Origin of the sequence: Homoserinibacter gongjuensis, assembly GCF_030161875.1 — a bacterium.
GTDB lineage: Bacteria > Actinomycetota > Actinomycetes > Actinomycetales > Microbacteriaceae > Homoserinibacter > Homoserinibacter gongjuensis.
In genome coordinates this window covers 2544302-2559211 of the sequence record NZ_BSVA01000001.1, presented here as the reverse complement: position 1 = coordinate 2559211, position 14910 = coordinate 2544302, and the positions used below count along the sequence as shown (strand labels likewise).

Sequence of the window (14910 nt, the reverse complement as noted above, 5' to 3'; positions counted from 1 at the left end):
ACGGCCGGGCGCGCCCGATCGGCATCAGACCGAGACCGGGAGCACCTCGTCGAGCGCCGCGCGGTACTCCTCCACCGAGCGCGCCTGGCCGGGGGCCGTGATGAACGACGCCCGGATGATGCCCTTGGTGTCGATCACGAAGGTCGCGCGGTTCGCGAAGCCCTTCTGCTCGAGGAACACGCCGTACTCCTTGGCGACCGCGCCGTGCGGCCAGAAGTCGGCGAGCAGCGTGAAGTCGTAGCCCTCCTGCTCGGCCCAGGCACGAAGGGTCGCCTTCGAGTCGACCGAGATGCCGATGAGCTCGACGCCGTGCTCCTTGAAGAGCGCGAGGTTGTCGCGCAGTGCGCACAGCTCGCCCGTGCATGTGCTGGAGAAGGCGAGGGGGAAGAAGACGAGCGCCACGGGCTTCCGCCCGCGGAAGTCGCTCAGGCGGATGTGCTCGCCGTACTGATTCGGCAGGTCGAAGTCCGGAGCCTGCGTGTCGTTCTCGAGAGCCACGAGCAGCGATCATACGCCGCGATCCGTCAACGCGCCGGGACGCGTCGCGGGTGCGGGAAGTGGACACCGCTGCGGGCCTAGACTGGACGATGGCCACGACACGATCAGGAAGAGGTCAAGCGTGACGGTGAACGACCAGGATCCGTACTCGGTGAACAACGCCGACCAGGACCCGGAGGAGACCGCCGAGTGGCAGGAGTCCCTCGACGCGCTCGTCGCAGACAAGGGACACCAGCGCGGTCGAGAGATCATGCTGAACCTGCTCAAGCGGTCGAAGGATCTGCACCTGGGTGTGCCCATGGTGCCGACCACCGACTACATCAACACGATCGCCCCGGAGAACGAACCCGCCTTCCCCGGTGACGAGGAGCTCGAGCGCCAGTACCGCCGCTGGATCCGCTGGAACGCGGCGATCACGGTGCACCGGGCCCAGCGGCCCGACATCGCCGTGGGCGGTCACATCTCGACCTACGCGTCGAGTGCGTCGCTCTACGAGGTCGGCCACAACTGGTTCTTCCGCGGCCAGGACCACCCGTCCGGTGGCGACCAGATCTTCTATCAGGGGCACGCCTCCCCCGGCATGTACGCGCGCGTACCTCGAGGGGCGCCTCAGCGAGCAGGACCTCGACGGCTTCCGTCAGGAGAAGTCGCGTGCCCCGCACGCGCTGAGCTCGTACCCGCATCCGCGTCTCATGCCGGAGTTCTGGCAGTTCCCGACCGTGTCGATGGGCCTCGGACCCCTCAACGCGATCTGGCAGGCACAGAACAACAAGTACCTCACCAACCGCGGCATCGTCGACCGCAGCGAAAGCCACGTCTGGGCCTTCCTCGGCGACGGCGAGATGGATGAGGTCGAGAGCCGCGGCGCGCTGCAGTGGGCCACGAACGAGAAGCTCGACAACCTGACCTTCGTCATCAACTGCAACCTGCAGCGACTCGACGGCCCGGTGCGCGGTAACGGCAAGATCATCCAGGAGCTCGAGAGCTTCTTCCGCGGTGCCGGCTGGAACGTCATCAAGGTGATCTGGGGCCGCGAGTGGGATGACCTGCTCGCCCGTGACAACGGCGCCCTCGTACGCGTCATGAACGAGACGCCCGACGGTGACTACCAGACCTACAAGGCCGAGGACGGCGCCTACGTGCGCGAGAACTTCTTCGGTCGCGACCCCGAGGCTCTCAAGCTCGTCGAGGGCTTCTCGGACGAGCAGATCTGGAACCTCAAGCGCGGCGGCCACGACTATCGCAAGATCTACGCGGCGTTCAAGGCCGCGGTCGAGCACACCGGCCAGCCGACCGTCATCCTCGCGAAGACGATCAAGGGCTACGGCCTCGGCAAGAGCTTCGAGGGCCGCAACGCGACCCACCAGATGAAGAAGCTCACGCTCGACAACCTCAAGCAGTTCCGCGACGAGCTGCGCATCCCGATCACGGATGCCCAGCTCGAGGAGAACCCGTACCTGCCGCCGTTCTACCACCCGGGCGAGAACGACCCGGCGATCCAGTACCTGCAGGAGCGCCGCCGGGAGCTCGGCGGCTACCTGCCCGAGCGTCGCACCAAGTACGTCGACCTCAACCTGCCCGAGGCCTCGGCCTACGACGTCGTCAAGCGCGGCTCCGGCAAGCAGGAGATCGCCACGACCATGGCGTTCGCGCGACTGCTGAAGGATCTCCTGCGCACCCCGGGCCTCGGTGAGCGCATCGTGCCGATCATCCCGGATGAGGCGCGCACCTTCGGTATGGATGCGTACTTCCCGACGGCCAAGATCTACAACCCGAACGGGCAGCACTACACCTCGGTCGACCGGGAACTCCTCCTCGCCTACAAGGAGAGCGAGAAGGGGCAGATCGTCCACGTCGGCATCAACGAGGCGGGCGCGTTCGCGGCGTTCACCGCGGCCGGCACCTCGTACTCCACTCACGGTGAACCGCTCATCCCGGTGTACGTGTTCTACTCGATGTTCGGCTTCCAGCGCACCGGTGACGGGATGTGGGCGGCGGGCGACCAGATGGCGCGCGGCTTCATCGTCGGGGCGACAGCGGGCCGCACGACGCTGACCGGAGAGGGCCTCCAGCACGCCGACGGCCACTCGCCGCTGCTGGCGTCGACCAACCCCGCGGTTGTGGCCTACGACCCGGCCTACGGCTACGAGCTCGGACACATCGTGCGGGCCGGCCTCGAGCGCATGTACGGCGGTCAGCACCCTGACCCGAACGTCATGTACTACCTGACCGTCTACAACGAGCCCCACGTTCAGCCCGCCGAGCCGGAGGGCCTCGATGTCGACGGACTGTTGCGCGGCATCTACAAGCTCAAGGACGCCACCATCGGCGGTCCCAAGGCGCAGCTGCTCGCATCCGGCGTCGCGGTGCCGTGGGCGCTTGAGGCGCAGGAACTGCTCGCCAAGGACTGGGGTGTCGCCGCGGATGTCTGGAGCGTCACCTCGTGGAACGAGCTGCGCCGCGACGGCCTCGCCGCCGACGAGCACAACTTCCTCAACCCCACCAAGCAGCCACAGGTTCCGTACGTGTGGCAGAAGCTCAGCGGGTCGGAGGGGCCGTTCGTGGCGGTGAGCGACTACATGCACGCCGTTCCCGACCAGATCCGTGCCTGGGTGCCCGGCGAGTTCGCGACGCTCGGAGCCGACGGCTTCGGCTTCAGCGACACCCGTGCCGCGGCGCGGCGCTTCTTCAAGATCGACGGCCCGTCGATCGTGGTGCGCACGCTCCAGTCGCTCGCTCGCCGTGGCCAGGTCGACCCGGCCTACGTGCTGCAGGCGATCGACAAGTACAAGCTGCACGACGTGACCGCGGGCACCACCGGCACGGCGGGCGGCGAGAGCTAAGCCGCCGCCGCCCGTGCCCGAGAGGACGAAGGCGCAGACGCTCGCCTGGCTGCGCACGCTGTCAGGCGAGTTGTCGACCACCACGCTCAAGCGTCTCGACGACACGCTCCCCTGGTATCGCGAGATGCCGCCGGGGCGGCGCAGCGCCGTCGGACTGGTCGCGCAGGCCGGCATCACCTCGTTCATCTCCTGGTACGACGACCCGAGCTCGACACCGTGGATCGCGGCAGACGTGTTCGGGGCTGCCCCGCGCGAGCTGCTGCGCTCGGTGAGCCTGCAGCAGACGCTGCAACTCATCCGGGTGACGGTCGAGGTCGTGGAGGAGCGGGTCACGAGCTCGAGCGACGAGTTGCGCGAGGCGATCCTCCTGTACTCGCGCGAGATCGCGTTCGCGGCAGCGGATGTCTACGCGCGCGCCGCCGAAGCCCGCGGCCTGTGGGATGCGCGCTTGGAAGCGCTCGTCGTGGACTCCATTCTGACGGGCGAGTACGACAGCGAACTGCCGAGCCGCGTCGCCGCGCTCGGGTGGAACGGCCACGGCGCGGTCGCCGTGCTCGTCGGCACCGCCCCGCGCATGCTCGACGTCGACCAGCTGCGGCGCACCGCGCGTCACCTCGATGCGGATGTGCTCATCGGCGTGCAGGAAGCCGCCTCGTGCTCGTGATCGGCCGCGTCGACCCGAAGGACGACGAGGAGCCGCGCGCGGCGCTCAGCTTCATCGAGATCGCGCGTCAGCTGGAGTCCGGGTTCGGAACGGGTCACCTCGTGCTCGGCCACGAGGTTCCGTCGCTCGTGGACGCGGCGCGCAGTGCGCGGGCGGCGCTGGCGGGCTTCGCCGTCGCCCGGTCGTGGCGCAACGCACCTCGCCCCGTGCTGGCCGACGATCTGCTTCCCGAGCGCGCTCTCGCCGGCGATCCGCTCGCCCGCGCGACACTCATCGCGCGCATCTACGAGCCGCTCAAGGCCCATTCGAACGAACTCCTGCAGACGCTGTGGGCCTACCTCGACAACGGCCGTTCACTCGAGGCGACGGCTCGCGAGCTCTTCGTGCACGCCAACACCGTGCGCTACCGCCTCAAGCGCATCAGCGAGATCATCGGCTGGGATGCGACGGGAGCCCGCGAGGCCCTCATCCTGCAGACGGCGCTCATCATCGGCTCGATCGCCGACACCGGCAAGAAGGCCGAGTAGTCCGCTCCTCCTCGGTTGCGTCACGGCGCGATGACCGCAGCTCGAGAGAATCCGTGCGGATCGCCGATGCGCGGGCCAGGCACCGTGAGGTGCTGCTCGCGGTGTGAACCCGCGCGTTGTGGTGGTCCGCCAACGTCTGCCCGGATTTCTCGTGCCGTGTATGCCACCCGTGGGCCGTGAGCTTGGCAGGATGGACGGGTGACTGTCGTGATCGTCGCGCCCGGGCAGGGCTCGCAAACACCCGGATTCCTCGACCCCTGGCTCGCCGAGTCGCGTTTCGCGACGCATCTCGAGGAGCTCTCCGACGCCGCGGGTGTCGACTTGGGTCGCCACGGAACCGCGTCGGATGCCGACACCATCCGCGACACCGCGGTGGCGCAGCCGCTCATCGTCGGCGCCTCGCTCATCTCCTCGCCGCCGTGCTCGACGGAGGGCGCCGCGACAGGATCGCCGGCATCGCAGGGCACTCGGTCGGCGAGGTGGCCGCAGCCGCAGGCGCCGGCATCCTGGGTGAAGCCGACGCGATGCGTTTCGTCGCGGCCCGTGGCCGGGCGATGGCGGATGCTGCTGCGCGCACCGAGACCGGCATGAGCGCCGTCATCGGCGCTCATGAGGACGACCTCCTCACGGCGCTCGAGCCCCTCGGTCTGTCGCCCGCGAACATGAACGGCGGAGGTCAGATCGTCGTCGCGGGCGAGTTGCACGCCCTGGCCACGCTTCAGGCCAACCCGCCCGCGGGTGCGCGGGTGATCCCGCTGCAGGTCGCGGGCGCCTTCCACACGCGCTTCATGGAGCCCGCCGTCGACACCATGCGCGAGGTCGCATCCGGCATGGCGACCGCCGCTCCGACGCTGCGGATCTGGACCAACCGCGACGGCTCGACCGTCGACGACGGCGCGCGCTTCCTCGACCTGCTCGTGGGCCAGATCGCTTCCCCGTGCGGTGGGACCGCGTCATGGAGTCCTTCAGCTCGGCCGGTGTCACCGGCCTCATCGAACTCTCTCCCGCGGGTGCTCTCGTCGGACTCGCCAAGCGCGCCCTCAAGGGGCTGCCGACGGTCGCCGTCAAGACGCCCGACGACATCCCCGCAGCCCACGCCCTCATCGATCAGGAGACCGCCGCGTGACCATCCACCTCAAGCAGGCAGCGGGATCCCCGGCAGCCGCATCATCTCGCTCGGCGCCGCCCGCGGTGACCTCGTGGTGCCCAATGACGACCTCGTGGGCCCCATCAACTCGAGCGACGAGTGGATCCGCCAGCGCACCGGCATCATCACGCGCAAGCGCGCATCCAAGGGTCTCAACGCGATCGACCTCGCCGAGACGGCCGCCCGCGAGGCGCTCGAGACCTCGGGCATCGACCCCTCGCGCGTCGGGGCCGTGCTCGTCTCGACCATCAGCAACGTCGCGGTCACACCGTCGATGTCGACGCTCCTCGCCGAGCGCATCGGGGTGAGCCCCGCAGCCGCCTACGACATCAGCGCCGCATGCGCCGGCTACACCTACGGGATCGCTCAGGCCGACGCCCTCATCCGTGCGGGAGCGGCCGAGTACGTGATCGTCGTCGGCGCCGAGAAGCTCTCGCAGTACGTGCACCCGGAAGACCGTTCGATCTCGTTCCTGCTCGGCGATGGGGCGGGGGCTGCCCTGCTCGGACCCTCCGACGAGCCGGGTGTCTCGAAGACGGTGTGGGGCTCCGATGGCTCGAAGTGGGATGCCGTGGGCATGAACGCGACGTTCGAGGAGTACCTCGACAAGGTGAAGCCGTGGCCCACGATGCGCCAGGACGGGCAGACCGTGTTCCGCTGGGCCGTCTGGGAGATGGCCAAGGTCGCCCGTCAGACACTCGAGGAGGCGGGCGTGAGCGCCGACGACCTCGCGGCCTTCATCCCGCACCAGGCCAACATGCGCATCATCGACGAGCTCGCCAAGCAGCTCAAGCTGCCCGAGCACGTCGCGATCGCCCGTGACATCGAGACCACCGGCAACACCTCCGCCGCGTCGATCCCGCTCGCGACCCACCGTCTGCTCGAGGAGAATCCCGAGCTGTCCGGCGGACTCGCTCTGCAGATCGGCTTCGGCGCGGGCCTCGTCTTCGGAGCTCAGGTCGTGCGCCTCCCCTAAACTTGTCCCCGGTCACTCGACACCCCTAGGAGAAAAACGAAATGGCACTGTCCACCGAAGAAGTCCTCGCCGGCCTGGCCGAGCTCATCAACGATGAGACCGGTATCGCGGCGGACACCGTCGAGCTCGACAAGTCCTTCACCGACGACCTCGACATCGACTCGATCTCGATGATGACCATCGTCGTGAACGCCGAGGAGAAGTTCGACGTGAAGATCCCCGACGAAGAGGTCAAGAACCTCAAGACCGTCGGCGACGCCGTCACCTACATCGTCAACGCGCAGAACTGAGCGATAGCGGGCGGAGGCGCCGGTAGCCTCCGCCCGTTCGCGTCCCGCCGGCTTTCGGCATCCATTCACCATCCCTCGGAGTATTCGAATGACCAAGAAGATCGTCGTCACGGGCATCGGCACGTCGTCGCCGCTCGGCGGCACCGCCCCCGACACCTGGAATGCTCTGCTCGCAGGCGAGTCAGGCGCCGCCACGCTCACCCACGGCTGGGTGAGCGAACTGGAGCTGCCGGTGACCTTCGCGGCCGAGGCGAAGGTACGCCCGGATGAGGTGCTCGAGCGCCAGGAGATCAAGCGACTCGACCCGATGAGCCAGTTCGCCCTGATCGCGTCGCGTGAGGCGTGGGCAGATGCCGGTGCGCCCGAGATCGACCCCGAACGGCTCGGCGTCGAGTACTCGACCGGCATCGGTGGCCTCTGGACGCTGCTGGATGCGTGGGACACCCTCAAGGAGAAGGGCCCGCGTCGCGTGCTGCCCATGACGGTGCCGATGCTCATGCCCAACGCCGCGGCCGCCGCCGTCAGCATGCACCTCGGTGCTCGCGCCTTCGCGCGCACCGATGTGTCGGCGTGCGCCTCCAGCACCGAGGCCATCGCCAACGCCTACGACCACCTCCAGCAGGGCTATGCCGATGTGGTCATCGCGGGCGGAACCGAGTCCGCCATCCACGGCATCACGATCGCCGCGTTCTCCTCGATGCAGGCCCTCTCCAAGCGCAACGACTCCCCCGCGACCGCGTCGCGGCCCTACGACCGCACCCGTGACGGCTTCGTCATGGGCGAGGGCGCGGCGACGATCGTGCTCGAAACCGAGGAGCACGCGAAGGCGCGCGGCGCGAAGATCTACGCCGAACTCGCCGGCGGTGGGGTCACGAGCGACTCGTACCACATCACCGCGCCCGACCCCGAGGGCTGGGGCGCCTCACGTGCGGTGCGCGCCGCGCTCCTGCAGGCGGGCGCCTCTCCCGACGAGGTCACCCACATCAACGCTCACGCCACGAGCACGCCCGTCGGCGACATCGCCGAGTACAAGGCGCTGCTGGCGGTCTTCGGCGAACGCGTGCACGACATCCCGGTGTCGGCTACCAAGGCGTCCACGGGCCACCTGCTCGGCGGCACGGGTGCGCTCGAGGCCATCTTCGCGATCCTCGCGGTGCAGCAGCGTCTGGCTCCGCCGACGATCAACCTCACCGAACAGGACCCGGAGATCCCCCTGGATGTCGTGACCTCGCCGCGTGCGCTCGGAGATGGCGCACAGCTCGCGATCTCGAACTCGTTCGGGTTCGGCGGCCACAACTCGGTGATCGCGTTCCGCTCGGTCTAGATGATGCGGCAGCTCTCGTGCTGCGTGCAGATCCCGTCGAAGTCGTCGTCCGACTCGACGATCTCGATGGCGTCGACGACCTCGTCGACGTGGATGAGCGGCTCCTCGAGCTCGTCCAGGAGCGCGCGCAGGTCGATGTCGCTCGTCTTCAGCATGGTGTCGCTCCTTTGCTAACCGACCTTGTGAAGCCAGATCACGGGAGAGTCCTCGCTGGCGTAGCGGAACGGCTCGAGTTCGTCATCCCACGCCTGGCCGAGGGCGAGCCGCAGTTCGCGGTGCAGCTCGAAGGCGTCTGACCCCGCGGTCTCCATGGCCGCGCGGATGCGATCCTCCGGCACCACCATGTTGCCTGCGGTGTCGGTCTGCGCGAAGAAGATCCCGAGGTCGGGGTGTGCATCCAGCGCCCGCCGTCTGTGCCGAGGCCTGCATCCTCGGTGACCTCGTACCGCAGGTGCTCCCAGCCGCGCAGGGCCGACGCGAGCACGGCACCCGTGCCGCGGGGGCCCTCCCACACGTACTCGGTGCGCTGGGCACCGGGCAGCACCGGCTGGGGCCGCCAGTCGAAGTTCACGGCGCGCCCGAGGGAACGGCCCGCGGCCCATTCGACATGCGGGCAGAGAGCACGAGGAGCGGAGTGGACGTACACCACTCCGCGCGACATCGCAGCAGCCACTTTTCTCTCCGTTCGTCAGATGCGACTTCCCCATCGACCTGACGTACGTTCGCTGTTGCTTGGGGCCATTATGCCCGGTCGGGCCCCGAAATCACAAGCATGTGGTTCGAGAGTCGGCTACTTCGCGTCGGCGTAGCTGTCGACGATCGCGATCGTGACCGGAAACTCGACGGGCGCCTGGCCGAACAGGATGCGCCCCGCCTCGGCGGCGGCCGCCCGCATCGCGTCAGCGACGGCATCCGCGAGATCCTCAGGCGTGTGCACGATGAGCTCGTCATGCAGGAAGAACACGAGATGAGGTCGCGCGGTGAGGGGCACGGATGCGGTGTCACCCCCGCCGAGCTGCCACAGCATCCGGCGGAGGGCGCCCATCCAGCACAATGCCCACTCGGCAGCCGTGCCCTGCACGACGAAGTTGCGGGTGAAGCGGCCCCACGCGCGCCCGTCGCTGCGCGCCCGGGCGCGCTCGGCCTCGCTGACGGTCTCGTCGTACGCGGCGTCGCGCCCGGGCGGCGAACTGCGGCCGAGCCAGGTGCTCACGACCTCGCCCGATTCCCCCGGCGGGCGGCGGCCTCGACGAAGGCCATGGCGCGCGGGAAGGCGCGCTCGATGCGCGGGCGCATGCGCCCCGACTCCCCCGTCGTGCCCCCGTAGATGGCGCCCAGCATGCCGTACTTCGCCTGGGATCGCGTCTCCACGGCGCCCGCCTCGACCATGCCCTGGTACATGTCGTGCGCGCGTCCAGCACGGGCCATGGCTGCGTCGCCCGACATCGCCGCGAGCACCCGCGGTTCGAGCTGTGCAGCATCCGCCACCACGAGCTTCCATCCGGGGTCGGCGACCACCGCACCACGCACCTGCTGCGGCAGCTGCAAGGCACCACCGCCGTCGGATGCCCACCGACCGGTCACTACCCCGGCCGGAACGTAGACGGGGCGGAATCGGCCGCCGTGCACCCACTCCGCGAGCCACGCCCATCCATTCGCGGTATAGAGGCGCGCGAGTTTCTTGTACGCGAGCAGCGGCGCGACGACCGGGTGATCGACGCCCTTGAGCTCCCAGCGACTCGTGCTGCCCACGCGCAGTCCGGCACGCTGCAGGCTCTTGAGCAGCACCGGCGGCGAATCGGGATTGACGCGCGAATCGTCGAGCGCGGTGCGGATCTCGGCGACGAGCTGCTCCATCTTGGCGGGGCGAGCTGCCGGAGTGCGCTCCCCGAGCAGCTCGGTGAGGATGTGGTCGTGACGCGCGGCGTCCCAGGGCAGGCCCGCGAACTCGAGCTCGGTGGCCACGAGCGCCCCGACGCTGTCGGCGGCCACCAAGAGGGCCAAGCGGCCCGGCGCGCTGCTCTCGGCGATGGCCTCGCGCTGCCGCCGCAGCTCGAGGGCCGGGTCGTCATCGGGCTCGGGCGGTTCGAGCTCGAACAGGGCATCGGATGCGAGTGTCGTCGCGTGCGAGGTCGCGTCCCAGCGGTCGCGCCGGGCACGCGCGAGCTGCGTGCCCGACGAGGCGACCGCATTCCGCAGGATCACGCGACACATCCGCAGGTCGATGCAGCGCTCGACGCGCACCCCTGCCGCGAGCAGTCGCGGATACCAGCGCTTCGTGTCGGCCCACACCCAGCGCGGATGCTCAGGCTCGTGCGCTGCCACCCAGTCGGCGAACCCGGCCTCGGGGATGCGCTCGCGGGCGACGTCGGCGGCATCCGCGTCGAGCGTCACGACGTCGACCACCCCGGGCCCGGGCGAGCTCACGGCGACGTACACGCCTCTATCCTCCCGCGCACGACCGACTCCGCCCGCCTGACTAGGGTGGACCGATGCGCCTGCTGTTGCGGATCCTGTTCGCCGCCTATCTCGTGGCGGTGGGGTTCGTCGTGTGGTCACCGCAGCCCACCGAGGGTGTCGGCATCGCGCAGATCGTGGCGCGCTGGGTCGCGAGCGTGATCGACCAGCCGTACGGCCCCACCTTCGTCGTGCTCGAGGTCGCCGCGAACGTCGCGATGTTCGTGCCGTTCGGCGTGCTGGCGCTCGCCGCCTACCGCTGGATGCGGGTGTGGTCTGCCACGCTCGCGGGCCTCGTGACGAGCGGCATCATCGAGGGCGTGCAGCTCTTCCTGCCCACTCGCTTCGCGACGGTGTCCGATGTCATCGCCAACACGGCGGGCGCACTGCTGGGGGCGATGCTCGTCGCCGCGGTGCGCCGGGCGCGCGCCGCCCGGGCGAGCACGCTCAGTGCAGCGGCGAGCCGTCCTTCGTGAGCGGCAGCTTCTCCCCCGCCTCGATCGCGAAGGGGAAGCGGTTCTGCTTGGGCGGCAACGGGCAGTTGAACGCGTAGCTGAACGCGCACGGGGGCAGCACGGCGCGGTTGAAGTCGAGCGTGATGGTGCCGTCGGCGTTCGGCGCCACGAACAGGAACCGGCCGACGCTGTAGGTGCTCTCGCCGTTGGTGGCATCCGCGAACACGAGCTGCAGCGCGCGCCCGGACTTGAACGCCGCGAGGTCGTACTCGACGCCGTCGCGCGTGAACGTGATGCGGCCCGGCAGCACCTCCTCACGGGTCTGGCCGTCGTCCTTGAGGTGCTCGAAGCCGAGGGTCGTGCCCTCCGGGTTCACTGACCAGTCGGCGGTGACGACCCACGACGGGTCGTAGGGGAAGGCGTCGATCGAGCCGAACGCCTCGATCGCCTCCGACTGGGCGTCGAAGATGCGCACCGCATAGAGCCCGCCCTCCTGGGCGATGACGAAGCCGCTCACCGTGTCGCTGAAGCGGATACTCGAGGGGTTGGGGTCGTCCTTGCCGCGCACCTCGACCGTGCCGTCGACCGTCTCGCCGTCGACCTCGATCCCGTCCGATGCGGATGCCGTGAGCAGCACCCCGGATCCGCCGTCGGTTCGCGGGGCCCACCGCCCGGGCACGCCCCACACGGTCTGCTCGGTGTCGATCACCTGGGTCGTGGTGAGTGCGAGGCTGCCCTGCGGCTGCACGACGGCGAGCTCGCGGCGCGAATGGAAGTAGGCGAACTGCTCCTCGGGGGTCTGCGGGGTCGTTGCGGGGGCGGTGTCGGTCATGCTGTCCATCCTGCTCGAATCCCCTGATGCAACCACGCGGGACACGGAGGTATTTCGAGGTCTCGCCTCCGTTCACTCCGGCGACCGGCGCCGCAGCAGGAGGGCGCCCACCCCGAGTGCGAGCGAGAGCGCAGCGATCGATGCCCATCCCACGGTCTCGAACCCTGTCGCGGCGAGCCTGCTCGGCGTGTTCGGCACGGCCGGCGGGCTCTGCGAGTTCTGCGGGTTCTGCGGGTTCTGAGGGTTCTGCGGCACGTTCGGCGCCACGTAGAGGAAGGCCGTCGGGTAGGTCACCGGCGGCTGCGGTTCTCCGCTGAAGTTCCATTGCACGACGACGTCGACCGCCCCGGCCGTCGCCCCGGGGGCGTCGTGACCGTCCAGCTTCCAGATACGGCGTCGAATGCCAGGTCGGTGCCGTCGACCCCGTCGAAGGAGACGGCCGTCACCTGCGGTGCGGCCAATTGCCCGGGCACGGGCTGGTTCACACCGCCGGCGTCTCGCCCGAGCCTTCCGAACGAGACCCAGCCCCAGCTGTAGGTGGCACCATCCGATCCGACGGCGAGGGTGTGGTCCAGCCCTGCAGAGAGCGAGATGACACTCACGCCGGACGGCATCGCGACCGCGCGCGGCGTCGGCTGGTTCGCGAAGGCGGGGTCGTCTCCGAGCTGTCCTCCGTCGTCGCGACCCCAGGCGTATGCCGTGCCGTCGCTCGCGAGCGCCACGGAGTGCATGGCCCCGGCGGAGATGGCGACGAACGACACTCCCGGCGGAGCGGCGACCATGACGGGCGCCGACTGATCCACGAGCGCGGCGTCGTCACCGAGCCCGCCGAACATGTCGAGCCCCCACGCGTACACGTTGCCGTCGGAGCCGAGTGCGAGCGAGTGGTAGTCACCGGCCGACACGCTCGTGAAGGTCACCCCGACGGGCATGACCACCGGCAGCGGGGTGCGTTCCACCCCACCGGTCACTCCCGTGCCGAGCTGGCCGTAGAAGTTGGAGCCCCACGCGTAGGCGTTCCCGTTCGTGTCGAGAGCGAGCGCATGCGCCGCGCCACCCGACACCTCGCGGAAGGTGACGCCCGGCGGGGTGGCAATCGGCACCGGCGACGACTGGGTGGGGTCGGTGCTTCCGTCTCCGAGCTGACCGAGGGAGTTGGCTCCCCAGGCATAGGCGTTCCCATCGGAACCGATCGCGTACGCGGCCGCAGCACCCGCCGCGACGCTCGTGAAGCTGACGCCCGGGGGCGTCATGACGAGCGAGGGCGTCGCCTGGCCGTTCACTCCCGGCCCATTGCCCTGCTGTCCCGACCCGTCGTTGCCCCACGCGTAGGTGGCGCCATCCGAGCCGAGGGCCACCACGTGAGTGCCGCCTGCGCCGATGCTGTCAAAGGTGACGCCGACGGGCGCGGCAACGCGAACGGGTGCGAACCTGTCCACCTGGCCGGGGCCATCCCCCAGCTGTTCCGACCCATCAGCACCCCACGCGTAGAGGCTGCCGTCGGGCAGGAAGCCGAGCGAGTACAGCCCGCCTCCGATCACCGAGTCAAGACCCGCCGGAGACACGACGCTCACCACTGTGCCACCCGCGAGGGGACCGCTTGTCGGCGTGACCTCCCCGGCCGCGGATGCCGCGGTGGGAAGAACAAGCACGATCGCGGTGGCGCACAGGGCCGTCACCGTCATCCGACGTCGCATGACCATCTCCATCCCGCCAGCGGCATTCGAACCAATCCGGCGAACGAATATTACATGCATCCGTGTATGTACCTGGACACATTCCCCCGACTTGGGGGTATGCATCCGCTGGGGGTCGACCCAGCAGCCTCGACTGCGCGCGCCTACGCTGGAAAGATGCCCGTCACCTCCCTCACGATGTACGGCGCCGACTGGTGCCACGATTGCCGCCGCACGAAGGCCCAGCTCGATGGGCTCGGCGTCGAGTACATGTACATCGATGTCGAAGCGGATGCGGAGGCGGCCGAGAAGGCGCGCGGCATCTCGGGGCGCACCAACATCCCGGTCGTCGTCTACCCCGACGGCACCCACCAGGTGGAGCCGACGAACCCGGCCGTCGAGGCGAAGCTCCGCGAGCTGTCACTGCTCTGAGGCCGAGTGGTGGTCTGAGTCTCGCTGCTGAGCGATCTGAGTAGGGCGGACGGGACTTGAACCCGTGACCGACGGATTATGAGTCCGCTGCTCTAACCGGCTGAGCTACCGCCCCGCGACAACGCTACCGGCTGCGCGGGGCGGCGCCGTTAACGCCGAGACGGATGCGTCGACCGGTTCCCAGGTGAAGCCGTCGGGGTCGGTGGCTGCGCCGAGGTCGCCCGCGATCACGAGCCGATGCGAGCCGCTGCCGTCTTCGGGCACGCCCGCCGACTTGGCGAGGGCACGCCGCTTGTAGAGTCCGAAGCCGACGGGGCTGCCCGGCAGGTCGAAGTCGACGTAGCTGCCGAAGCTCTTGCCGACCGTCATGCCGCGCTCGGTGTAGAAGCGCTTGCTTGCCGCGACGTCGTCGACGCCGAGCAGCAGCACCACGTGCTCCCACTCCCGGGCGCCCGGGGCGGAGTCCTTCTTGGCGGAGGTGGCGATGTTCCAGATCGCGCCATCCGGAGCCCGGAAGGTGCCGCCGTGGCCCCACAGCGACTTCGCCACGGGCTTGAGCGCGGTGGCGCCGGCGGCGATCGCCGCGTCGTAGAGAGCGTGCACGTTCGCCGGCTGGGCGACGGTCAGCGAGATCGTGAAACCGCGGAAGCCGGAGGTCGGCGCATCCGAGACTCGGAACTGCAGCGGCACGGGCGCACCGAAGGCGTCGGCATAGAAACGGGATGCGGCCGCCGCGTCGGCGACCTCGAGGGCGAGAGATGTGATGGAGACCATGCGGCAACGGTAATG

At 69.3% G+C, this 14910-nt stretch carries 11 protein-coding genes, 1 tRNA gene and 5 pseudogenes; 8 read left to right on the top strand and 9 right to left on the bottom strand.

The features are described 5' to 3' along the window. Positions 1 to 24: 24 nt before the first annotated feature. Entirely contained in the window at positions 25 to 498 is a 474-nt protein-coding gene (locus QQK29_RS13750) for a peroxiredoxin (protein WP_284301087.1), read from the bottom strand. Positions 499 to 619: 121 nt separating this feature from the next. Between QQK29_RS13750 and aceE the strand changes: the two are divergent. The 6 genes and pseudogenes from aceE (at position 620) to fabF (ending at position 8269) form a co-directional block, all read left to right on the top strand. Further along, positions 620 to 3341, top strand: a pseudogene (gene aceE, locus QQK29_RS13745) (pyruvate dehydrogenase (acetyl-transferring), homodimeric type). A gap of 13 nt (positions 3342 to 3354) precedes the next feature. Next, positions 3355 to 4532, top strand: a pseudogene (locus tag QQK29_RS13740) (PucR family transcriptional regulator). Between the two features lie 198 nt (positions 4533 to 4730). Beyond that, positions 4731 to 5658 (top strand): annotated as a pseudogene (locus QQK29_RS13735) (ACP S-malonyltransferase). Next, a complete protein-coding gene (locus tag QQK29_RS13730) occupies positions 5639 to 6655 on the top strand; it encodes a beta-ketoacyl-ACP synthase III (RefSeq protein ID WP_431308799.1) in 1017 nt (338 codons plus the stop codon). Before QQK29_RS13735 ends, QQK29_RS13730 begins: the two are co-directional and overlap by 20 nt. 41 nt (positions 6656 to 6696) lie before the next feature. Next, positions 6697 to 6945, top strand: coding sequence for an acyl carrier protein (locus tag QQK29_RS13725; protein ID WP_284301084.1), 249 nt, complete (start codon positions 6697 to 6699; stop codon positions 6943 to 6945). A gap of 88 nt (positions 6946 to 7033) precedes the next feature. Further along, positions 7034 to 8269: a beta-ketoacyl-ACP synthase II gene (gene fabF / locus QQK29_RS13720; protein ID WP_284301082.1), complete on the top strand. Its 1236-nt coding sequence runs from the start codon at positions 7034 to 7036 to the stop codon at positions 8267 to 8269. On the opposite strand, the gene QQK29_RS13715 is transcribed toward fabF, so the two are convergent. The 3 genes and pseudogenes from QQK29_RS13715 to QQK29_RS13705 form a co-directional block, all read right to left on the bottom strand. Beyond that, entirely contained in the window at positions 8266 to 8424 is a 159-nt protein-coding gene (locus tag QQK29_RS13715) for a hypothetical protein (protein ID WP_284301080.1), read from the bottom strand. The genes fabF and QQK29_RS13715 overlap by 4 nt on opposite strands. 15 nt (positions 8425 to 8439) lie before the next feature. After that, a pseudogene (locus QQK29_RS13710) lies at positions 8440 to 8930 on the bottom strand (DUF3145 domain-containing protein). A gap of 129 nt (positions 8931 to 9059) precedes the next feature. Beyond that, positions 9060 to 10708, bottom strand: a pseudogene (locus QQK29_RS13705) (bifunctional 3'-5' exonuclease/DNA polymerase). A gap of 53 nt (positions 10709 to 10761) precedes the next feature. Here QQK29_RS13705 and QQK29_RS13700 point away from each other — a divergent pair. Continuing rightward, positions 10762 to 11202, top strand: coding sequence for a VanZ family protein (locus QQK29_RS13700; RefSeq protein WP_284301079.1), 441 nt, complete (start codon positions 10762 to 10764; stop codon positions 11200 to 11202). On the opposite strand, the gene QQK29_RS13695 is transcribed toward QQK29_RS13700, so the two are convergent. The 3 genes from QQK29_RS13695 to QQK29_RS13685 all read right to left on the bottom strand — a co-directional run bounded on the left by QQK29_RS13695 (position 11174) and on the right by QQK29_RS13685 (position 13710). Continuing rightward, entirely contained in the window at positions 11174 to 12013 is an 840-nt protein-coding gene (locus QQK29_RS13695) for a DUF1684 domain-containing protein (RefSeq protein ID WP_284301077.1), read from the bottom strand. The genes QQK29_RS13700 and QQK29_RS13695 overlap by 29 nt on opposite strands. Before the next feature lie 72 nt (positions 12014 to 12085). Continuing rightward, positions 12086 to 12307: a hypothetical protein gene (locus QQK29_RS13690; protein ID WP_284301075.1), complete on the bottom strand. Its 222-nt coding sequence runs from the start codon at positions 12305 to 12307 to the stop codon at positions 12086 to 12088. Next, the gene (locus QQK29_RS13685) at positions 12304 to 13710 is read right to left on the bottom strand and encodes an RCC1 domain-containing protein (protein ID WP_284301073.1); all 1407 of its coding nucleotides are present in this window, start codon (positions 13708 to 13710) and stop codon (positions 12304 to 12306) included. The genes QQK29_RS13690 and QQK29_RS13685 overlap by 4 nt, the downstream gene beginning before the upstream one ends. Positions 13711 to 13866: 156 nt before the next feature. On the opposite strand from QQK29_RS13685, the gene QQK29_RS13680 reads away from it, so the two are divergent. Further along, entirely contained in the window at positions 13867 to 14121 is a 255-nt protein-coding gene (locus tag QQK29_RS13680) for a glutaredoxin family protein (protein ID WP_284301071.1), read from the top strand. Positions 14122 to 14162: 41 nt separating this feature from the next. Here QQK29_RS13680 and QQK29_RS13675 read toward each other — a convergent pair. Together QQK29_RS13675 and QQK29_RS13670 are read right to left on the bottom strand one after the other, a co-directional pair. Continuing rightward, positions 14163 to 14236, bottom strand: a tRNA-Ile gene (locus QQK29_RS13675). Next, a complete protein-coding gene (locus QQK29_RS13670) occupies positions 14227 to 14895 on the bottom strand; it encodes a VOC family protein (RefSeq protein WP_284301070.1) in 669 nt (222 codons plus the stop codon). The genes QQK29_RS13675 and QQK29_RS13670 overlap by 10 nt, the downstream gene beginning before the upstream one ends. Positions 14896 to 14910 lie beyond the last annotated feature (15 nt).